The following is a 19,081-nucleotide window of genomic DNA, read 5'->3' as shown; positions in this document are numbered from 1 at the left end:
CCCACGCGGAGCGTGGGAACGATCAACAAACAAAAACGCCCGGCATAAGCCGGGCGTTTTGTATTGACTTGCTTAACGAGCGCGGTAAGTGATGCGCCCTTTGCTCAAGTCATAGGGCGTCAGCTCGACGCGCACTTTGTCACCGGTAAGAATACGAATGTAGTTCTTGCGCATCTTGCCGGAAATATGCGCGGTTACGACGTGCCCATTTTCCAACTCCACACGAAACATGGTGTTGGGCAGGGTGTCGACGACAGTGCCTTCCATTTCGAAGCTGTCTTCTTTCGACATGCAGTAAAGCCCTCGGTGTCCAATGAATGGCCCGGTGCAACTGCGCCAGGCAAAAGCGGCGTGCATTGTGCCCGAAAAGTGGGGTTTAAGCCAAGGGCTTCTAGTTCAGGGTGACCCATCTCTGGTTAATGAGTAGCTCGATGGGGCGATATTGGGTCTTGTAGTTCATCTTTTTGCAGTTCTTGATCCAGTACCCGAGGTAGACGGCGTCCAGCCCCAGGCGCCGGGCCTCGCCAATCTGCCAGAGAATCGCATAGCGGCCCAGGCTGCGGCGTTCTTCCTCGGGTTCATAGAAGGTGTAGACCGCCGATAAGCCGTTGGGCAGCAGATCCGTGACGGCTACCGCCAGCAGGCGTCCCTCAAGACGGAATTCATAGAATCTGGAGAACGGCAGGTCACGGACCAGAAAGGTTGAAAACTGATCGCGACTCGGCGGATACATATCGCCATCAGCGTGACGCTGCTCGATATAGCGCTGGTAAAGATCGAAATACTCTTCGCTGAAGCCGGGTTTCGCAGGCCGGACCTGAAGATCGGCATTGCGCTTGAAGATGCGTTTCTGCTGACGATTAGGCAGAAACTGCGTCACGGGAATTCGTGCTGGAACACAGGCATTGCAGTTTTGGCAATGCGGCCGGTAAAGGTGGTCGCCACTGCGACGAAAACCCATTTCGGACAGATCTGCGTAGACGTGCACATCCATTGGCTGACTAGGGTCGAGGAACAGCGTGGTGGCCTGCTCTTCGGGCAGATAGCTGCAAGAGTGGGGCTGAGTGGCATAAAACTTCAGGCGCGCCAACTCGGTCATGATCAACCCTCGGTATAAGCTTTTGAATTAAGTGTAAGCCAGGCTGGGAGAAGTCGCCTAGCAAACCCAGGTGGCAGTATTGGGTTGGTCGAGATGCTGCTGCAAATAGCCGGAAAAACTGCTGCGAGGTATGGCGCGAGCGCCCAGGCTGTGCAGATGGTCGGTTGGCATCTGGCAGTCAATCAGCACGAAACCCCATTGCTGGAGGTGTTTGACCAGTGTAGCGAAGCCGAATTTCGAGGCGTTGTCGGCGCGGCTAAACATGGATTCGCCGAAAAACAGTTGCCCCATCGCCAGTCCGTAGAGCCCGCCGACCAGAACGCCTTGATCCCAGACTTCGACCGAGTGTGCATAACCTCGCTGATGCAAATGCAAGTAGGCAGCCTGCATGGCGTCGGTGATCCAGGTTCCGTCGGCGTAGTCGCGAGGTGCGGCGCATGCCCGGATTACCGAGCTGAAATCGCGATCGAAGGTCACCTCATAGCGCTGCTGACGCAGCAGCTTGTTCAGGCTGCGCGAGACGTGCAGCTCCTCTGGAAACAGCACTGTACGCGGATCGGGCGACCACCAGAGAATCGGCTGGCCTTCCGAGAACCATGGGAAGCAGCCATGGCGGTAGGCCTGGATCAAGCGATCGGCGGACAGATCGCCACCGGCTGCGAGCAAACCGTTGGGGTCGCGCATGGCTTTTTCCAGCGGCGGAAAGGTCAGGGTGTTGCGTTGTAACCAGGTCAGCATGGCATTCCGACTTGCAGAAGGGGAGGGCGATGGCGGGTCGTATGGCCCGCCGTGAGGCGCTGGATGATCAGTTGTCGTCGAGGTACTTCTCGGCGTCCAGTGCCGCCATGCAGCCGGCGCCGGCTGAGGTGACGGCCTGGCGGTAGACATGATCGGCGACGTCGCCGGCCGCGAACACGCCTTCAATGCCGGTTGCGGTGGCATCGCCTTCGCTGCCGCCCTTGATCAGCAGGTAGCCGTTGCGCATTTCCAGTTGGCCCTGGAACAGGTCGGTATTGGGTTTGTGGCCGATAGCGATGAATACGCCGGTCAACGCCAGATCCCTGGTCTCACCCGTATTGCTGTCCCGCAGACGGGCGCCGGTTACGCCGCTGGCATCGCCCAGCACCTCGTCGAGGTTCTGGTTCCAGTGCAGATGGATACTACCGTTGGCGGCCTTTTCGAAGAGTTTGTCCTGAAGGATTTTCTCCGAGCGCAGTTTGTCGCGACGGTGAATCAGGTGGACTTCCTTGGCAATGTTGGACAGATAAAGTGCTTCTTCCACGGCGGTGTTGCCGCCACCGACCACCGCAACCACTTGATTGCGGTAGAAGAAACCGTCGCAGGTTGCGCAGGCAGAGACACCTTTACCGGCAAAGGTTTCTTCGGATGGCAGGCCCAGGTATTGCGCAGAGGCGCCGGTAGCAATGATCAGCGCGTCGCAGGTATAAGTGCCGCTATCGCCGGTGAGGATAAACGGACGCTGCTGCAACTCTGCAGTATGGATGTGGTCGTAGACGATCTCGGTGTCGAAGCGCTCGGCATGTTTGTGCATGCGCTCCATAAGCACGGGTCCGGTCAGGCCTTCCACGTCGCCGGGCCAGTTGTCGACTTCGATGGTGGTGGTCAGTTGACCGCCGGCCTGCAGGCCGGTAATAACCATCGGCTTGAGGTTGGCGCGAGCGGCATATACGGCGGCGCTGTAACCGGCAGGGCCCGAGCCCAGGATAATCAGGCGTGAATGCTTCGCTTCGCTCATAAAAACACCTCATAAGCCTTTGTCACAAAAGAGAATGCATGCTCAAATTGAACCGCGCGTAAAGTGCTGTTGGCTATGCTACACCGAAGCTGCTCTGGCGTGGCATCGGGCGGACAAACCCGTACAATGCGGGTCTGTAACAGAATGTTCACTGATCACCAACCTGTGCTGGCAGGAGCAAGCACTATAAAGATCGCAGCCTTCGGCAACTTCTACAGTTTCAGAATCGAAGGCCAGAGTGTTAAAAGTAGCTCCAGTTACGCTCGTTAACTTTGTTACCTGCTCGGATTGAGCAGTTTTTATAGTCAATCAACAGTTGGTCGCGCTACAGGCGCAGGAAAAGACGCGTTTTGAAGAAATCCACCGCTACACCTAAAACAGTAGTTCCGCTCTGGCGTCAGCAACTGCACTACCGGTTAAAGGAAGGTGCGCTGATTGCCATTGGAGCCTTATGCCTGTTCCTGATGATGGCATTGTTGACATATGGCAAGGATGATCCGGGCTGGAGTCACAACAGCAAAATTGAGAATGTGCAGAACTTCGGCGGGCCTGCGGGCTCCTACAGCGCCGATATTCTGTTCATGGTGCTGGGCTATTTCGCTTATATCTTTCCGTTGCTATTGGCGATCAAGGCTTATCAGATTTTCCGTCAGCGCCACGAGCCTTGGCTGTGGAGCGGCTGGTTGTTTTCCTGGCGTCTGATCGGCCTGGTGTTTCTGGTGCTGTCGGGCGCGGCCCTGGCACACATCCACTTCCATGCGCCGACCGGCTTGCCGGCGGGCGCTGGCGGTGCATTGGGCGAAAGCCTCGGTGACCTGGCGAAGAACGCGCTCAACATCCAGGGCAGCACCCTGATGTTCATTGCGTTGTTTCTGTTCGGCCTGACGGTGTTCACCGACCTTTCGTGGTTCAAGGTCATGGACGTGACCGGCAAGATCACCCTCGATCTGTTCGAACTGTTCCAGGGGGCGGCCAATCGCTGGTGGGCGGCGCGCAATGAACGCAAGCAGCTGGTTGCGCAATTGCGTGAAGTCGATACCCGGGTCAACGAAGTGGTGGCCCCGACCGTAACCGACAAGCGTGAACAGGCCAAAGTCAAAGAACGCTTGATCGAGCGTGAGCAAGCCCTGAGCAAGCACATGTCCGATCGCGAGAAACAGGTTCCGCCGGTCATTGCCCCGGCACCGCCCAAGGCGCCGGAGCCGAGCAAGCGCGTTGAGAAAGAGAAACAGGCGCCGCTGTTCGTCGACAGTGCGGTGGAAGGCACCTTGCCGCCGATCTCGATTCTCGATCCGGCAGAAAAGAAACAGCTCAACTATTCGCCTGAGTCGCTGGCTGCCGTTGGCCATCTGCTGGAAATCAAACTCAAGGAATTCGGTGTCGAGGTCTCGGTGGATTCGATTCACCCAGGCCCGGTGATTACCCGTTACGAGATTCAACCGGCGGCCGGGGTAAAGGTCAGCCGTATTTCCAACCTGGCCAAAGACCTGGCGCGTTCGCTGGCAGTGACCAGTGTGCGGGTCGTGGAAGTGATTCCCGGCAAGACCACCGTCGGCATCGAGATTCCTAACGAAGACCGGCAGATCGTGCGCTTCTCCGAAGTGTTGTCGACCCCGGAATACGATGACGCCAAATCCCCGGTCACCTTGGCCCTGGGCCATGACATCGGTGGCAAGCCGGTTATCACTGACCTGGCAAAAATGCCTCACTTGCTGGTGGCCGGTACCACCGGTTCCGGTAAGTCGGTGGGCGTGAACGCGATGATTCTGTCGATTCTGTTCAAGTCGGGCCCGGAAGACGCCAAACTGATCATGATCGACCCGAAAATGCTTGAATTGTCGATCTACGAAGGCATTCCGCACTTGCTGTGCCCGGTGGTTACCGACATGAAGGACGCCGCCAACGCACTGCGTTGGAGCGTGGCCGAGATGGAACGTCGCTACAAGCTGATGGCGAAGATGGGCGTGCGTAACCTGTCCGGCTTCAACCAGAAGGTGAGAGAGGCGCAGGAGGCGGGTACACCGCTGACGGATCCGCTGTACAACCGCGAAAGCATTCACGACGAAGCGCCGCTGCTGACCAAGTTGCCGACCATCGTGGTGGTGGTCGACGAATTTGCCGACATGATGATGATCGTCGGCAAGAAGGTTGAAGAACTGATCGCGCGGATCGCCCAGAAAGCCCGTGCTGCCGGTATTCACTTGATTCTGGCGACCCAGCGTCCATCGGTGGACGTGATCACCGGTCTGATCAAGGCCAACATTCCGACCCGTATGGCGTTCCAGGTATCGAGCAAGATCGACTCGCGAACCATCATCGATCAGGGTGGCGCCGAGCAATTGCTGGGTCACGGTGACATGCTCTACATGCCGCCGGGCACCAGCCTGCCGATTCGGGTGCACGGCGCGTTCGTTTCCGATGATGAAGTTCACCGGGTGGTTGAAGCCTGGAAACTGCGCGGTGCGCCGGAGTACAACGACGACATCCTCGCCGGTGTCGAAGAGGCCGGTAGCGGCTTTGACGGTGGCAGCGGCGGTGGCGACGATGACAGCGAAACCGATGCGCTTTACGACGAAGCAGTGCAGTTCGTGCTGGAAAGCCGCCGCGCCTCTATCTCGGCGGTTCAACGCAAACTCAAGATCGGCTACAACCGCGCTGCGCGCATGATCGAAGCCATGGAGATGGCCGGGGTCGTGACGTCCATGAATACCAACGGTTCGCGTGAAGTACTCGCCCCAGGCCCAATGCGCGACTGACCGGTGCCGCGTGAGATCACGCGGCATGCCATTCAAACGAATATCAAAGAGGACTCCCATGCGTCTTATCCGCATGCTGTTGCTGCCGGTACTGGCTTTAACCACACTTTCGGCCCACGCCGATGACAAGGACGTAGCGCGTCTGACTCAACTGCTCGAAAAGTCGCAGACCCTGACCGCACGTTTCTCGCAGCTGACCCTCGATGGCAGCGGCACTCAGTTGCAGGAAACCGCTGGCGAGATGTCGTTGCAGCGTCCGGGCCTGTTCTACTGGCACACCGATGCGCCACAAGAGCAACTGATGGTTTCCGACGGCAAGAAGGTATCCCTGTGGGACCCAGACCTGCAACAGGTCACCATCAAGAACCTCGATCAACGCCTGACCCAGACGCCAGCACTGTTGTTGTCCGGTGACGTGTCGAAAATCAGCCAGAGCTTCGCCATCACTTCCAAGGAAGCCGGCGGCGTGATCGACTTCACGCTCAAGCCCAAGACCAAGGACACGCTGTTCGACAGCCTGCGTCTGTCGTTCCGTAACGGCATGGTCAATGACATGCAGATGATCGACAGTGTCGGTCAGCGCACCAACATCCTGTTCACCGGGGTCAAGGCCAACGAGCCGATTCCGGCTTCCAGGTTCAAGTTCGACATCCCCAAGGGTGCCGATGTGATCCAGGAATAAAGAGCAAGAATAAAGAGCCAAGAGGTTTCAAACGCTGCCATGGACCTGTTTCGAAGTGATCCGATTGCTCAACCCTTGGCCGCGCGCTTGCGCTCGACCAACCTGGACGAGTACGTCGGTCAGGAACACCTGCTCGCTCGCGGCAAGCCTTTGCGCGAAGCCCTGGAGCAGGGTGCCTTGCATTCAATGATTTTCTGGGGGCCGCCAGGGGTGGGTAAAACCACTTTGGCGCGCTTGCTGGCGAAAGTCTCGGATGCGCATTTCGAAACGGTCTCGGCTGTGCTGGCCGGGGTCAAAGAGATTCGTCAGGCGGTAGAAGTTGCCAAGCAACAGGCTGGGCAATACGGCAAGCGAACCATTCTGTTCGTCGACGAAGTGCACCGTTTCAACAAGTCGCAGCAGGACGCGTTTCTACCCTATGTCGAAGACGGCACGTTGATCTTTATCGGCGCGACGACAGAAAACCCGTCCTTCGAGTTGAACAACGCACTGTTGTCCCGTGCACGCGTCTACGTCCTCAAAAGCCTTGATGAGGCGGCACTGCACAAACTGGTGCAGCGCGCGCTGACCGAAGAGCGCGGCCTCGGCAAGCGGCAACTGAGCCTCGGTGATGAAGGTTTCAAGATGCTGCTGGCGGCAGCCGATGGCGACGGCCGGCGTTTGCTCAACCTGTTGGAGAACGCTTCCGATCTGGCCGAGGACGGCACTGAAATCGGTGTCGAACTGCTGCAAAGCCTGCTGGGCGATACCCGTCGGCGTTTCGACAAGGGTGGCGAAGCTTTTTACGATCAGATATCTGCGCTGCACAAATCGGTGCGCGGTTCCAATCCGGACGGCGCGCTGTATTGGTTCGCACGCATGCTCGACGGTGGTTGTGATCCGCTGTATCTGGCGCGGCGTGTGGTGCGCATGGCCAGTGAAGACATCGGTAATGCCGATCCGCGGGCCCTGAGCCTGTGCCTCGCGGCCTGGGATGTTCAGGAGCGTCTGGGCAGTCCCGAGGGCGAGTTGGCGGTGGCTCAGGCCATCACCTATCTGGCCTGCGCACCGAAAAGCAATGCGGTGTACATGGGCTTCAAGGCCGCCATGCGCAGTGCCGCCGAACATGGTTCCCTGGAAGTACCGCTGCATTTGCGCAATGCGCCGACCAAGCTGATGAAACAGCTGGGTTATGGCGACGAATACCGTTACGCCCACGATGAGCCCGATGCTTATGCTGCCGGCGAGGACTACTTTCCGGACGATCTCGAACCACAGCACTTCTATCAGCCAGTGCCCCGTGGCCTTGAACTGAAAATCGGCGAGAAGCTCAATCACCTCGCAGAACTGGACAGGCTCAGCCCAAAACAGCGGAGAAAGCCTTGATTCCATTGATTGTCGCGGTCTCCGTGGGGGGCATCGCCGGGACGCTGTTGCGCTTTGCTGCCGGCAACTGGATCAACGCTAATTGGCCTCGGCACTTCTATACCGCGACGCTGGCCGTTAATATCGTGGGCTGCCTGTTGATCGGCTTTTTGTATGGCCTGTTCATGCTGCGTCCGGAGGTGCCGATTGAGGTGCGGGCCGGATTGATGGTGGGTTTTCTTGGCGGCCTGACGACTTTTTCATCCTTTTCACTGGATACGGTGCGTCTGCTGGAAAGCGGACAGGTACCGCTGGCCTTGGGCTATGCGGCCATCAGCGTATTCGGCGGGCTGCTCGCGACCTGGGCTGGCCTGTCCTTGACCAAACTTTGATAAACGAGAGACCGACATGCTCGATTCCAAACTGTTACGTAGCAACCTTCAGGACGTAGCGGACCGCCTGGCATCCCGTGGCTATGCCTTGGATGTTGCGCGCATCGAAGCGCTGGAAGAACAGCGCAAGACCGTCCAGACCCGCACCGAAGCGCTGCAGGCTGAACGTAACGCGCGCTCCAAATCCATCGGTCAGGCCAAGCAGCGCGGCGAAGACATCGCGCCGTTGATGGCTGACGTCGAGCGCATGGCGAACGAGCTTGGTGTCGGCAAGTTCGAGCTGGACGCGATCCAGACCGAGCTGGACTCGATTGTGCTGGGTATCCCGAACCTGCCACACGAGTCGGTGCCGATTGGTGATGACGAAGACGGCAACGTCGAAGTGCGCCGCTGGGGCACGCCGACCACCTTCGACTTCGAGGTCAAGGATCACGTTGCGCTGGGCGAGAAGTTCGGCTGGCTGGATTTTGAAACCGCCGCCAAGCTGTCCGGCGCCCGTTTCGCCTTGCTGCGCGGGCCGATCGCTCGTCTGCACCGCGCCCTCGCGCAGTTCATGATCAACCTGCACACCAGCGAGCATGGCTACGAAGAGGCTTACACGCCGTATCTGGTTCAGGCGCCGGCCTTGCAGGGCACCGGTCAACTGCCGAAGTTCGAGGAAGACCTGTTCAAGATCAGCCGCGAAGGCGAAGCCGATCTGTACCTGATTCCGACCGCTGAAGTGTCGCTGACCAACATCGTTTCTGGCGAAATCATTGACCCGAAACTGCTGCCGATCAAATTCGTGGCCCACACCCCGTGCTTCCGTAGCGAAGCCGGTGCGTCGGGTCGTGACACACGCGGGATGATTCGTCAGCACCAGTTCGACAAGGTCGAAATGGTCCAGATCGTCGAGCCATCGACTTCGATGCAAGCGCTGGAAGGCCTGACCGCCAACGCCGAGAAAGTCCTGCAACTGCTGGAACTGCCGTACCGTACCCTGGCGCTGTGTACCGGCGACATGGGTTTCAGCGCGGTCAAGACCTACGACCTGGAAGTGTGGATTCCGAGCCAGGACAAATACCGTGAAATTTCGTCGTGCTCCAACTGCGGCGATTTCCAGGCCCGTCGCATGCAAGCGCGCTTCCGTAACCCGGAAACCGGCAAGCCTGAGCTGGTTCACACCCTGAACGGTTCCGGTCTGGCGGTCGGTCGTACCCTGGTGGCAGTGCTGGAGAACTATCAACAGGCCGACGGTTCGATCCGTGTACCGGCGGTACTCAAACCGTACATGGGCGGCATTGAGGTCATCGGCTAAATGGAATTTCTGCCGCTGTTCCACAACCTGCGCGGCAGTCGTGTGTTGGTCGTCGGTGGGGGGGAGATTGCCTTGCGCAAATCCCGCCTGCTGGCCGATGCCGGTGCGCTACTGCGGGTGGTTGCACCTGAAATAGAAACCCAGCTGCGCGAACTGGTACAGAGCAGTGGCGGTGAATTGGTCTTGCGCGGTTATGCCGCGGCCGATCTCGATGGTTGCGTGCTGATTATCGCGGCCACTGACGATGAACCGCTCAACGCGCAGGTTTCCAACGATGCGCATCAGCGGTGCGTGCCGGTCAACGTGGTCGATGCTCCGGCATTGTGCAGCGTGATTTTTCCGGCGATCGTCGACCGTTCGCCACTGATTATTGCTGTCTCCAGCGGCGGCGATGCACCTGTTCTGGCACGGTTGATTCGGGCCAGGCTGGAGACCTGGATTCCCTCGACTTATGGCCAGTTGGCCGGTTTGGCGGCGCGCTTTCGCAACCAGGTCAAAAGTCTGTTCCCTGATGTGCAGCAGCGGCGAGCATTCTGGGAAGATGTTTTCCAGGGACCGATTGCCGACCGCCAAATGGCTGGGCAGGGCGCGGAAGCCGAGCGCTTGTTGCTGGCTAAAATCAATGGCGCCGCGCCTGTCGCGCCGGGCGAGGTCTATCTGGTTGGAGCCGGGCCGGGCGATCCGGACCTGCTGACTTTCCGTGCCCTGCGGCTGATGCAGCAAGCGGACGTGGTGTTGTATGACCGTTTGGTAGCTCCGGCGATTCTTGAGCTGTGTCGTCGTGATGCCGAGCGGGTCTACGTCGGCAAGCGTCGGGCTGATCACGCGTTACCGCAGGAGCAGATCAATCAGCATCTGGTTGATCTGGCCAAGCAGGGTAAGCGGGTATTGCGCTTGAAAGGCGGCGATCCGTTTATCTTTGGTCGTGGCGGCGAAGAGATCGAAGAGCTGGCGGCCCATGGCATTCCATTTCAGGTCGTGCCAGGTATCACCGCGGCGAGTGGTTGTGCGGCGTATGCCGGGATTCCACTGACACATCGTGATTATGCGCAATCGGTGCGTTTCGTGACCGGGCATCTGAAGGATGGCACCACGGATTTGCCGTGGAGCGATTTGGTAGCTCCAGCGCAGACTCTGGTGTTCTACATGGGCTTGATTGGCTTGCCGATCATCTGTGAGCAACTGATCAAACATGGTCGTTCGGCGGATACTCCAGCAGCCTTGATTCAGCAGGGCACCACCTCGAATCAACGGGTCTTTACCGGCACGCTGGCCAATCTTCCACAGCTGGTTGCCGAGCATGAAGTGCATGCGCCGACGCTGGTGATTGTTGGGGAAGTGGTACAGCTTCGCGAGAAACTGAAGTGGTTTGAAGGGGCTCAGTCGCAGGTTTGAAAAAGCTTCGCGGGCAAGCCTCGCTCCTACGGGATTTGTGTCAGGCCACAATAATGTGATCGACACCAATCCCGTAGGAGCGAGGCTTGCCCGCGAAGAGGCCATCAATTGCACACGAATCCCTTCTCAGACCTCGGCCTTGCGCCAAATCCCTTTCCCGCTCAACCGTCCCCGATCATGACTGGCATCGAAGTCCAGCGCAGGCCCTTTCGGCACGATCCCGGTCGGATTGATGGTGCGGTGGCTCGCGAAGTAATGCCCCTTGATGTGCGAGAAGTCCACGGTCTCGGCAATCCCCGGCCACTGATACAACTCACGTAACCAGTTCGAAAGATTCGGGTAATCGGCAATTCGCCGCAGGTTGCATTTGAAGTGGCTGTAATACACTGCGTCGAAGCGAATCAGCGTGGTGAACAGTCGGATATCGGCTTCGGTCAGGTGTTCGCCGACCAGATAGCGCTTCTCGCCCAGTCTCTTTTCCAGCCAGTCGAGTTCGGCGAACAGCTCATCGAAGGCTTCTTCATACGCCGGCTGCGAGGTGGCGAAGCCAGCCCGATAAACGCCGTTGTTTACCGCCGGATAGATCCGCGCGTTCAGCTCATCAATCTCTGCCCGTAGAGGTTGCGGGAAGAAGTCCAGGTCATTTCCGCTCAAGCCATCGAATGCACTATTGAACATGCGGATGATTTCCGCTGATTCATTGCTGACGATGCGATTGTGCTGCTTGTCCCAGAGCACAGGCACCGTGACACGGCCGGTGTAGTCGACGGCGTCTGCGGTGTAGCGTTGATGCATGTAGGACAGGTTATCGAGGCAGTCGCCGCTGGAGCCGAACGCTTTATCGAAGGTCCAGCCGTTTTCCAGCATCAACCAGCTGACGACAGAGACGTCGACGAGGCTTTCAAGGCCTTTGAGCTTGCGCAGGATCAGCGTGCGGTGGGCCCAGGGGCAAGCGAGAGACACATAGAGGTGATAGCGACCGGCCTCGGCGGGAAAACCACCTTCACCGCTAGGGCCAGGTCTGCCATCAGCGGTCAGCCAGTTACGGCGTTGCGCTTGTTCGCGCTGGAATGCGCCGTCTTTGCTGCTCTCGTACCACTGATCACGCCAGTGCCCTTCAATAAGCAAACCCATCTCGAACTCCTCGGTCGTTAAACGTTGGAGTTGAGTCTATGCCGATGGCTTCGAACAAAAAGCGCAAAGGTTGGGCGTTAATGATCGGTTAAATCGATTTGTCCCGAGCGTCCCAGTACTGCTGAGCCAATTCGAACGCCTGCTCCCGCGGCGTGCCGAGGCCGCGCAGGGCCAGCGCCATGGTCGAGATCAGCGCCAGTTGCGGGTAGCTGTCCTGCACGTCGCCGCGCCAGAGCGCGCTCAGTTGCTCGGGGTCCAGGGTCGCGGGTTTGACATGACGCTGGGCCGACAGCGCAGGCCATTCCTCATCCCAGCTTTCGCCACCTGTGGTGCCATACAGATGGCTGATGGTGTCCGGGTTGATTTCGATCTCACCGCCATCGCCTTTGATGACGATGGTGTTGTCGCCCAGCAAGCCGCTGGCGTCGCGGTGCACGCCCTGGTAGCCGGGATGGAAAATACTTTGCAGGCCACAGCGAGCGCCCAGTGGATTGAGGATGCGTGCCAGAGAGTGGATGGGTGAGCGCAGGCCCAGGGTATTGCGCAGATCGATCATCCGTTGCAACTGGGGCGCCCAGTCACCGAGCGGGATAAACGCCAGGTTGCTTTGCTCGAGCGCCGTACCGACTTGCTGCCAATTGCGGCACAGCGGGATCTGTAATTGATCGAGAAGCTGCTCGCTATACAGGCGACCTGCGGTATGGGCGCCGCCGCCGTGCAGCAGAATACGCACACCGTTCTGAGCCAGGCATTTGGCTGCCAGCAGATACCACGGCAGATGACGCTTCTTGCCGGCATAGGTCGGCCAATCCAGATCAACCTTCAAGGCCGGCGCTTTCAATCGTTCACGAACCGCTTCGGTAAAACCGGCCAGTTCCTCAGGGCTTTCTTCCTTGTGCCGCAGCAGCATCAGGAATGCGCCCAGTTGCGTGTCCTCGACTTTCTCGTCGAGCAACATGCCCATGGCTTCGCGTGCCTCTTCGCGGGTCAGGCTGCGGGCACCGCGCTTGCCTTTGCCCAGGATTCGCACGAATGGCGCGAAAGGGTGTTCGGTCGGTGTTTCGGTCGTCAGCGGCGCAAAATCAGTCATAAGCAATTCGTCGGTTTGGGCAGGCCCGCCAGCTTGGCGGCAAGTTTGGCGGGAGTGCCTTTGAACAGTCGGTTCAGGTGCAGGCTGTTGCCCTTGTCGGGGCCCAGCTTCAGTGCGGTGTATTTGATCAGCGGGCGGGTCGCCGGAGACAGTTGGAACTCCTGATAAAACCCGCGCAGTAACTCGAGGATCTCCCAGTGTTCCGGGCTCAGCTCGAGGTCTTCGGCGGCGGCCAGTGCACTTGCCACCTCTGCGGACCAATCGTTCAGGTCTACCAGGTACCCGTCTTTATCGAGGCCAATGCTATGAATACCGACAGTGAGCGACTTCATAGCCAGGTGTTGACCTTGTCATAGTGAATCGACAGCTCGACAAACCCTGGGTAATCGACGCGTTTGACCCAGCCAGGGATATCCAGCCCACGGGCCTGGATATCTTCCGACAGAACGAACAAGCGCAGCGTATCGATTCGAGCCTCCAGCGCGCTGAGCGGTACGCTATCGGGTTGCAGGGCATACACCGCGTCGCCGCAAAGCAGAATCGCGTCTTGCGCGCCGAGCAGACGCAGGCAACTGGTCAGCCGGTTATCGGTAAACGGCGAGTGGGACAACACATGCAAAGTCGACATCAGAGAGTTATAACCTGGTCGTAACGATCAATAATCGAGGAGATTTGCTCCGGGTTCAGCAATTGCACCGCGTCCATGTTCCGGCCGAGTGGCGCAAACCCACGCTCCATTACGCTGTTGGCGCAAGCAAAAACATCTTCAACACCAAACAGCGACAGCGCCTGCAGATTGGCGCTGAGGTCTTTTTGCTGAACGGCCTTGGCATCCTGGGTAGGTGCAAGCTGGAATACACCGTCGTCCAGAAACAGCAGGCCGATCGGCAAATCAAAAGCGCCGCCGGCCAGCACGATGTCCAATGCTTCGCGAGCGCTGGGGCCTGACCAAGGCGCCTGCCGACTGATAATCAGCAACGATTTAGGCATTTCATGGCCCTCCGAAACAAATCAATCGGTCGGCCGATTGCACGGCGTCATGCAATTGCCCCAGCCCGGACAACTCCCAAGGCGCGCTCAAATTGACGGCCGGGCGCTGATAACGCAGGGCTTCTTCTTCATTCAGCACGCCGCGGCGCAAGGCGGCAGCAATACACACCACGCCGTCGAGCTGATGCTCACTGACGAACGAGCGCCATTGCAACGGCAAATCTTGCTCATCTTGCGGGGTGACGATATTGCCTGACGCGCTGTGAACACCGTCCTGATAGAAAAACAGCCGCACGATCTCATGGCCACCGGCCAGTGCCGCCTGAGCGAACAGCAGAGCGCGGCGCGAGGAGGGCGCATGGGCAGCGGAGAAAAGGGCAATGGCGAACTTCATGACGGACTCTGTCAGCAAACCTTGCGCAATGATAAAGCTTTATCGCCGGGTCGGCGAAATCCGTTTAAGCATGTCAGGGGCGGATGTTTCCAAAGCGCGAAAGAGCGCCCGTCACGCAGGTAAGCCCGACGGGCAGACCATTAACCTCTTCGACTGCAGCGTCAAGCATCCCCATGGCGATGCTCGCGGCCAGCAGTGCTGAGATTGTCAAGCGTAGCCAGGCATGACTGCCTGCCACGATCTATAGTGATACTCCCGCCACTTAATAGAAGAGAGAGTCCTATGAAACGATCCATTCTGTTTATGGTTGCCGCATTAGTCGCTACGCCGCTCTTTGCGGCGGACGATCTATGCGCCATTAATCTGAAAAAAATTAGAGACGACAAGGCGACCCCCGTGATGGGCCAGCCTCTACTGGATCAAATTCGAGATGCGCGAATAGCCGCGGAAAAAGCGCAGAAAGCCGGCGATAAACAAAAATGCATAGACCTGACCAATAGGGCTTTAAAGGACATTGAGAACTCACAAAAAAACTAATGACACGAGAGGCTGAGCCGGTAACTTCGGCTCAGCCATTCATTAGCGTGTGTGCAATGGTGAACTTGACGGCGTGCTGGTAGGCTGATGGCCGCAGCTATTGGCCAAAAACACTTAAGGAAAAGAAGTATGAAGATGGATGCGTTCGCTTTTGGAGTCACCAACTGGGCTGAGATCGAAAGGACAGAGCATCCGGGAGAGACAGGGATGGCCTATTGGCGAACCCGGGTTTTCGGCGACGAGTCGAATCGGATTCGGGTACGCATGGTGGAGTACAGCCCTGGCTACCTTGCAGACCATTGGTGTCACAAAGGGCATGTTTTGTTTTGTATGGAGGGTGAGCTGGAAACCACCCTCGAAGACGGGCGAAAGTTCGTATTGACCGCGGGAATGAGCTATCAGGTCGGCGACAACGCACAGGCGCATCAATCCTGCAGTGGCCCGGGCGCCAGATTGTTCATTGTTGATTGAGCGCAGCAAGGGTGACGCCGCATGAGGGATTTGCTCTTGCGCTCACCTCAAACTGAAGGCCTGACTGCCGAGCGATCTACTCGGCTTTAGTCCGATGGATTGCCCGGGCCTTCACCTCATCGGCGTACGCAATCAACCGCTCTTCACCCGCCTGGAACACCCGGCACATCCTCAACACTGCCTGAGCATCGGCTTCATTTCCCGCTTCGCTCAATCGTTTGGCAATTTGCGTCAGATCAACGATTGACCATCTGAAATCAGACGCAATGCCCTGCAGATCGCGCCGTAGGTCCTGCTCGGATTCGTTGAGCCACATGATGACCTCCTGAATATCAATGCCGCGCCTGACCCCACTCCCGGTACTAAGTGAACAAAAAGGATCCTGAGCTTTTCAGTCGGGGCCTGGTCGCTGTTCACGGTGTTGCCTTTTGCTGATATCGCTTGCATAGACAGTAATCGACAGCTGCGCAGAGTGTGATTTGAGGCGACGAGCTGTAGGGGCGGACTAGTTTTCCGTGAGTTTGTGCGCGACGGGCTTCGGGGGGATGCGCGCACTGGAAGGAAGCGGGTGTTGAAGCCAGTTCAGGCGAAATTCTTCGACTTCCACCCAGCGACCATTCTGCGGTGGCAGGCGGCATTGCTTGAAGGCCACGCACACTCCTTTGTGATCGACCAAGGCAAAATTTCGATATTTATGGCGCAGGGCAAATAGAGACCGGAAAAACTGCATTGCGAACACCTCCTTGGCGATCTTCTAGTTATAGCCAACTCAAGGAAGGTAAAGCGCTTTGTTCAGTTTGAAAAGATCAATTGTGCTCGTTCGGCAAAGCGCGGGAGCCGGTCGTCGAGTGCGTGAGGCATGAGTGCTCCTCGCCCGCCGCTCACTGGCAGTCGTGAATGTAAAAGTTGGCAGCTCTAAATCGGTTGGTGTATCGTTTCAGTTGTTCGCACAGCCGTATTTCTCTTTACCAGTCCATGGATGGCGAGGCGATACGTGCTGGGCGGACGCTACCCCCAAGGTTTGCCAATAACCATTCAGGGGCTGGCTGGTTATTACCTAACGTCTTAGTCGAAATCTTTGCAAACCCCGCTTGCCGGAGAAAACTCCCGAGTCACCTCGAAGGGCATAGAGGCTTGCCCTGTAGAAGGCCGTCCTTCGAGAGCATCCAAAGCTCCTGATCTTTTTATACCCCCACACCCATCCCCTGGATTTGGTGTTTTCAGCAGGTATCATTTCCATTCAAGAGCCTCTGGCAGCACGTTCTACAGCGGACAATAGCAATTTGCCTCTGTTAGAAAGCGCCAAAAAATAACCTTTCACATGTCATGGTTATTACAAAGCCGGCGTCTGCTCGTCAGGAGAGAAAGCATAACTACGCGACCACCATGCCCAAAGCGCCGGATCGCGCGGCGTGGGGGTTGGCCGGCTTTGGCGTGCAGATCCTGCGACTGGTTGCAGCGCAGGCTGCATCTAAATGGCATTCCATTGGTTATCTTGCCTGTCAAATTGCACTGACCTCCCTTGGCCCTCCTGCTGCCAGTGCTGCCTGAGGTTAAGGACGCCTGGTGGGGCCAGGTGATCGGGTGTTTTGAACCTCCTCAATGGGAGGGGATCGAACGATCATAGTGTCAGGCTTCGCCTGCCAGGAGATGATCAAATGAAACGTACAGCTACTTTGATTTTGGTGATGTCAGCGGCGCTGTTGCTCGGCGGGTGCTGGCCGTATTGGCATGACCATGAAGGGCACGGACGTGATCACGGGCGTTACTACGGTGGGGAGCATAGGGGGCAAATGTATAGCCGGTGACATCGCTGTAGCAGGGCGGGAATAGATCCGCATCGGAGGGTTCGCCTTGAGTACCCTGACGATCGAAGGCTGTGTGAAAACGTTTTAGAGCAGGTTTGATGGTCAGAACCGGTACGAAAGTCGTGTTCCTACGCAAATATCAGGTCTGCTGACCGACTAAACGCTGGCAGATTTTACGTAGCAACGCAGACTTCAACACGGTGCATGCGTTTTCACACAGCCTGGGATGGACATCGAGATAGCAAGCCTCAAAGGGGCCGAACGCTGAGGCCGTTGGCTATTTAAGTAGCGGCTCCCTAGAACTTTTCCCTATTTATCGGTCTATGTGGATAAGCACATCAGCTCGGTAAGCGCGAACCCGCAGATTTCCCGCAGCCAGATGGCCACACGTCCAATTGTCAATCAGAGGTTGTCTTCGCTCATGAAATTCCATGACCCACGGATGGTGCTCTTTGGCCTGTTCGCATTCGCGGCAGTGGGCTCGGCATCAGCAACACAGATGAAGACCTCAACCCCTGTTTTTGCAACTGAAGCCGCAGCCGTTCAGGCTCCGGTCCAGGCTGCCGGCAACCCTTGGCCGACCTTGGCCAGTATGGCCGGCAAGCAGCCAGGGCCGTTGCTTGCCCATGACGACCGATACTGGCATGACGGCCGTTGGCACGATCGTAGAGACGATTGGCGCCGAGACGATTGGCGCCGAGACAACTGGCGTAGAGAGCAAGCCCGCCGAGAAGCCGAACGCCATCGTGATTGGGAGCGCCACCATGATTGGGCCATGCGGCACCGCTACGAGGACGATCACCGCTACTATCGTCGCTAGTGCGAAGCCACGGGATCAATCCGCCTGCAATACGGGCGCTGCTCCGCCAACCTGCGAAACCGGGACTCAAACCGGTCCGAAATAGCAGCGCTCAGGCCACTAGCTCCACCTGGTTGATCCCATGAGACTGGATCAGTGTCCGCTCACCTGGACTCGACCATAGCAACTTGGGAACCAGACCATGGTAGCCAAACATGAACGCGAGGCCGCCTCGGGCGATCCCGTTAATGCGTACCAAGGCGTTCACATTGGCGCCTTCAAAAAACGTTGTTCATGATCAGGATCAGGCAAAAGGCAGGTATCGTATTTTCCGAAGAGCCTATAGCGATTCAGCGCAATGCGATCGTATGCCCAATCCCGAAGCTTGCGTGGGAAGATGCGTAGAAGTCTCACTGGCAGCCAACTCGCGGGCAGTTGCGCGATGACTTCGAAAAATGCATCCGAGCGCACCCAGTAGTGTTGGTCGCGGATCACGGCCATGGTGTCGAATTGATCCATGGGCAAACCTGCCCAAGCAAGCAGTGCCTGCCCCTCGGGCGACTGTACTGTCGCCAACCGAATGCGTCGGTGGCGGTCATGGCGGATCAAGAACCTCACCCAGCCATTGCACAGCTTACATACGCCGTCGAACAAGACCACCGTCTCGCCTTGCTTGAGCAATGGTGCGGGTGAGGGGCGAATTTGGGAGGCTGGCATAAGCGTGGATCCAATGGGGGCCTGGTTAATCCGGATCATACCCGCGCGCCAGACTTAAAGTCTGCTTTCGGCCGGTTGTAGCCGGCAGATATTCACCCAGCGAACAGCTAAGGGATTTATTAAGGGTTTTATGTCCCATTGATTCGATCCCGCAGCCGATGCTGTCCGACTGCGAAGCCGAGTCAAGGCAAGCGAACGAGACTGCTGATAACGGCGTTTATGGTAAATCCCTGGATCCATCCTGGACACGGACACGATCAAGCGCAGAACACTACTGTGAGCCAAACCTGACCTCTGGTAATCGCCAGCCTCGTTCCAAAAGCAAACATGACGACCTCAAACTTCTAGTGGCCTGTGTGGCTAGTTCGTTAGCTCAAATTCGGATGCCGGCGGCCCAGAGCCAAGGCGCTGTGACGAGTC

The 19,081-nt window shown here is 57.7% G+C and carries 22 protein-coding genes and 1 pseudogene; 9 read left to right on the top strand and 14 right to left on the bottom strand.

Annotated elements, in window-relative coordinates; all coding sequences use genetic code 11:
• Positions 1–72 precede the first annotated feature (72 nt).
• From infA to trxB, 4 genes are all read right to left on the bottom strand, one after another.
• The gene (gene infA / locus AC07O1_RS27065; RefSeq protein ID WP_002553999.1) at positions 73–291 is read right to left on the bottom strand and encodes a translation initiation factor IF-1; all 219 of its coding nucleotides are present in this window, start codon (positions 289–291) and stop codon (positions 73–75) included.
• A 100-nt stretch (positions 292–391) separates the two neighbouring features.
• Positions 392–1,099, bottom strand: a complete 708-nt coding sequence (locus AC07O1_RS27060; protein WP_495090777.1) for an arginyltransferase — start codon at positions 1,097–1,099, stop codon at positions 392–394.
• Positions 1,100–1,156: 57 nt separating this feature from the next.
• Positions 1,157–1,837 (bottom strand): leucyl/phenylalanyl-tRNA--protein transferase, encoded by a 681-nt coding sequence (aat, locus tag AC07O1_RS27055; RefSeq protein ID WP_494993330.1) that lies wholly within the window; start codon positions 1,835–1,837, stop codon positions 1,157–1,159.
• Between the two features lie 67 nt (positions 1,838–1,904).
• A complete protein-coding gene (gene trxB, locus AC07O1_RS27050; RefSeq protein WP_495090776.1) occupies positions 1,905–2,855 on the bottom strand; it encodes a thioredoxin-disulfide reductase in 951 nt (316 codons plus the stop codon).
• A 350-nt stretch (positions 2,856–3,205) separates the two neighbouring features.
• On the opposite strand from trxB, the gene ftsK reads away from it, so the two are divergent.
• The 6 genes from ftsK to cysG are packed head-to-tail and all read left to right on the top strand — an operon-like array spanning position 3,206 to position 10,721.
• Positions 3,206–5,611, top strand: a complete 2,406-nt coding sequence (ftsK, locus tag AC07O1_RS27045; RefSeq protein WP_494993328.1) for a DNA translocase FtsK — start codon at positions 3,206–3,208, stop codon at positions 5,609–5,611.
• A gap of 58 nt (positions 5,612–5,669) precedes the next feature.
• A complete protein-coding gene (gene lolA / locus AC07O1_RS27040; protein ID WP_494993327.1) occupies positions 5,670–6,293 on the top strand; it encodes an outer membrane lipoprotein periplasmic chaperone LolA in 624 nt (207 codons plus the stop codon).
• 39 nt (positions 6,294–6,332) lie between these two features.
• Complete coding sequence (locus AC07O1_RS27035) at positions 6,333–7,658, top strand: replication-associated recombination protein A (RefSeq protein WP_495090775.1); 1,326 nt, start codon at positions 6,333–6,335, stop codon at positions 7,656–7,658.
• Positions 7,655–8,029 (top strand): fluoride efflux transporter CrcB, encoded by a 375-nt coding sequence (gene crcB, locus AC07O1_RS27030; protein ID WP_494993325.1) that lies wholly within the window; start codon positions 7,655–7,657, stop codon positions 8,027–8,029. The genes AC07O1_RS27035 and crcB overlap by 4 nt, the downstream gene beginning before the upstream one ends.
• Before the next feature lie 16 nt (positions 8,030–8,045).
• On the top strand, positions 8,046–9,326 hold the full coding sequence (serS, locus tag AC07O1_RS27025) for a serine--tRNA ligase (RefSeq protein WP_494993324.1): 1,281 nt from the start codon (positions 8,046–8,048) through the stop codon (positions 9,324–9,326).
• Positions 9,327–10,721 (top strand): siroheme synthase CysG, encoded by a 1,395-nt coding sequence (cysG, locus tag AC07O1_RS27020; RefSeq protein ID WP_494993323.1) that lies wholly within the window; start codon positions 9,327–9,329, stop codon positions 10,719–10,721.
• 126 nt (positions 10,722–10,847) lie between these two features.
• Here the strand turns inward: cysG and AC07O1_RS27015 are convergent, their stop codons facing one another.
• The 7 genes and pseudogenes from AC07O1_RS27015 to AC07O1_RS26985 all read right to left on the bottom strand — a co-directional run.
• Positions 10,848–11,855 (bottom strand): glutathione S-transferase family protein, encoded by a 1,008-nt coding sequence (locus AC07O1_RS27015; protein WP_495090774.1) that lies wholly within the window; start codon positions 11,853–11,855, stop codon positions 10,848–10,850.
• A gap of 88 nt (positions 11,856–11,943) precedes the next feature.
• The gene (locus tag AC07O1_RS27010; RefSeq protein WP_495090773.1) at positions 11,944–12,945 is read right to left on the bottom strand and encodes a glycosyl transferase family protein; all 1,002 of its coding nucleotides are present in this window, start codon (positions 12,943–12,945) and stop codon (positions 11,944–11,946) included.
• Complete coding sequence (locus AC07O1_RS27005; protein WP_495011510.1) at positions 12,942–13,277, bottom strand: TusE/DsrC/DsvC family sulfur relay protein; 336 nt, start codon at positions 13,275–13,277, stop codon at positions 12,942–12,944. Before AC07O1_RS27005 ends, AC07O1_RS27010 begins: the two co-directional genes overlap by 4 nt.
• Positions 13,274–13,573, bottom strand: a complete 300-nt coding sequence (tusB, locus tag AC07O1_RS27000) for a sulfurtransferase complex subunit TusB (protein ID WP_494993319.1) — start codon at positions 13,571–13,573, stop codon at positions 13,274–13,276. Before tusB ends, AC07O1_RS27005 begins: the two co-directional genes overlap by 4 nt.
• Positions 13,573–13,935 (bottom strand): sulfurtransferase complex subunit TusC, encoded by a 363-nt coding sequence (gene tusC / locus AC07O1_RS26995; RefSeq protein WP_495090772.1) that lies wholly within the window; start codon positions 13,933–13,935, stop codon positions 13,573–13,575. The genes tusB and tusC overlap by 1 nt, the downstream gene beginning before the upstream one ends.
• Position 13,936: 1 nt before the next feature.
• Entirely contained in the window at positions 13,937–14,329 is a 393-nt protein-coding gene (gene tusD / locus AC07O1_RS26990) for a sulfurtransferase complex subunit TusD (protein ID WP_494993317.1), read from the bottom strand.
• Between the two features lie 88 nt (positions 14,330–14,417).
• Positions 14,418–14,534 (bottom strand): annotated as a pseudogene (locus AC07O1_RS26985) (DUF1275 domain-containing protein); the annotation flags it as partial.
• Between the two features lie 77 nt (positions 14,535–14,611).
• On the opposite strand from AC07O1_RS26985, the gene AC07O1_RS26980 reads away from it, so the two are divergent.
• Entirely contained in the window at positions 14,612–14,866 is a 255-nt protein-coding gene (locus AC07O1_RS26980; protein ID WP_495090771.1) for a PA2433 domain-containing protein, read from the top strand.
• A 129-nt stretch (positions 14,867–14,995) separates the two neighbouring features.
• Positions 14,996–15,337: a DHCW motif cupin fold protein gene (locus tag AC07O1_RS26975; RefSeq protein ID WP_495011508.1), complete on the top strand. Its 342-nt coding sequence runs from the start codon at positions 14,996–14,998 to the stop codon at positions 15,335–15,337.
• Between the two features lie 76 nt (positions 15,338–15,413).
• On the opposite strand, the gene AC07O1_RS26970 is transcribed toward AC07O1_RS26975, so the two are convergent.
• Positions 15,414–15,653 carry a hypothetical protein gene (locus AC07O1_RS26970; protein WP_495090770.1) on the bottom strand — a complete coding sequence of 80 codons (240 nt, stop codon included), beginning with the start codon at positions 15,651–15,653 and terminating at the stop codon, positions 15,414–15,416.
• Positions 15,654–15,842: 189 nt separating this feature from the next.
• Positions 15,843–16,067: a hypothetical protein gene (locus tag AC07O1_RS26965; RefSeq protein WP_495011507.1), complete on the bottom strand. Its 225-nt coding sequence runs from the start codon at positions 16,065–16,067 to the stop codon at positions 15,843–15,845.
• A 1,499-nt stretch (positions 16,068–17,566) separates the two neighbouring features.
• Here AC07O1_RS26965 and AC07O1_RS26960 point away from each other — a divergent pair.
• Complete coding sequence (locus tag AC07O1_RS26960) at positions 17,567–17,965, top strand: hypothetical protein (protein ID WP_494993312.1); 399 nt, start codon at positions 17,567–17,569, stop codon at positions 17,963–17,965.
• A 243-nt stretch (positions 17,966–18,208) separates the two neighbouring features.
• Here the strand turns inward: AC07O1_RS26960 and AC07O1_RS26955 are convergent, their stop codons facing one another.
• Positions 18,209–18,661, bottom strand: coding sequence for a thiol-disulfide oxidoreductase DCC family protein (locus AC07O1_RS26955; RefSeq protein WP_495011505.1), 453 nt, complete (start codon positions 18,659–18,661; stop codon positions 18,209–18,211).
• Between the last annotated feature and the right edge of the window lie 420 nt (positions 18,662–19,081).

It is taken from the genome of Pseudomonas sp. GW821-FHT07G10 (assembly GCF_059418545.1).
This window is presented reverse-complemented; position numbering and strand designations above follow the sequence as displayed.

Bases quoted from the DNA above. Each gene is read 5' to 3' on its own strand.
- infA (WP_002553999.1), bottom strand. From the start codon at position 291: ATGTCGAAAGAAGACAGCTTCGAAATGGAAGGCACTGTCGTCGACACC.
- AC07O1_RS27060 (WP_495090777.1), bottom strand. From the start codon at position 1,099: ATGACCGAGTTGGCGCGCCTGAAGTTTTATGCCACTCAGCCCCACTCT.
- aat (WP_494993330.1), bottom strand. From the start codon at position 1,837: ATGCTGACCTGGTTACAACGCAACACCCTGACCTTTCCGCCGCTGGAA.
- trxB (WP_495090776.1), bottom strand. From the start codon at position 2,855: ATGAGCGAAGCGAAGCATTCACGCCTGATTATCCTGGGCTCGGGCCCT.
- lolA (WP_494993327.1), top strand. From the start codon at position 5,670: ATGCGTCTTATCCGCATGCTGTTGCTGCCGGTACTGGCTTTAACCACA.
- AC07O1_RS27035 (WP_495090775.1), top strand. From the start codon at position 6,333: ATGGACCTGTTTCGAAGTGATCCGATTGCTCAACCCTTGGCCGCGCGC.
- serS (WP_494993324.1), top strand. From the start codon at position 8,046: ATGCTCGATTCCAAACTGTTACGTAGCAACCTTCAGGACGTAGCGGAC.
- cysG (WP_494993323.1), top strand. From the start codon at position 9,327: ATGGAATTTCTGCCGCTGTTCCACAACCTGCGCGGCAGTCGTGTGTTG.
- AC07O1_RS27015 (WP_495090774.1), bottom strand. From the start codon at position 11,855: ATGGGTTTGCTTATTGAAGGGCACTGGCGTGATCAGTGGTACGAGAGC.
- AC07O1_RS27010 (WP_495090773.1), bottom strand. From the start codon at position 12,945: ATGACTGATTTTGCGCCGCTGACGACCGAAACACCGACCGAACACCCT.
- AC07O1_RS27005 (WP_495011510.1), bottom strand. From the start codon at position 13,277: ATGAAGTCGCTCACTGTCGGTATTCATAGCATTGGCCTCGATAAAGAC.
- tusB (WP_494993319.1), bottom strand. From the start codon at position 13,573: ATGTCGACTTTGCATGTGTTGTCCCACTCGCCGTTTACCGATAACCGG.
- tusC (WP_495090772.1), bottom strand. From the start codon at position 13,935: ATGCCTAAATCGTTGCTGATTATCAGTCGGCAGGCGCCTTGGTCAGGC.
- tusD (WP_494993317.1), bottom strand. From the start codon at position 14,329: ATGAAGTTCGCCATTGCCCTTTTCTCCGCTGCCCATGCGCCCTCCTCG.
- AC07O1_RS26980 (WP_495090771.1), top strand. From the start codon at position 14,612: ATGAAACGATCCATTCTGTTTATGGTTGCCGCATTAGTCGCTACGCCG.
- AC07O1_RS26975 (WP_495011508.1), top strand. From the start codon at position 14,996: ATGAAGATGGATGCGTTCGCTTTTGGAGTCACCAACTGGGCTGAGATC.
- AC07O1_RS26970 (WP_495090770.1), bottom strand. From the start codon at position 15,653: ATGTGGCTCAACGAATCCGAGCAGGACCTACGGCGCGATCTGCAGGGC.
- AC07O1_RS26965 (WP_495011507.1), bottom strand. From the start codon at position 16,067: ATGCAGTTTTTCCGGTCTCTATTTGCCCTGCGCCATAAATATCGAAAT.
- AC07O1_RS26960 (WP_494993312.1), top strand. From the start codon at position 17,567: ATGAAATTCCATGACCCACGGATGGTGCTCTTTGGCCTGTTCGCATTC.
- AC07O1_RS26955 (WP_495011505.1), bottom strand. From the start codon at position 18,661: ATGCCAGCCTCCCAAATTCGCCCCTCACCCGCACCATTGCTCAAGCAA.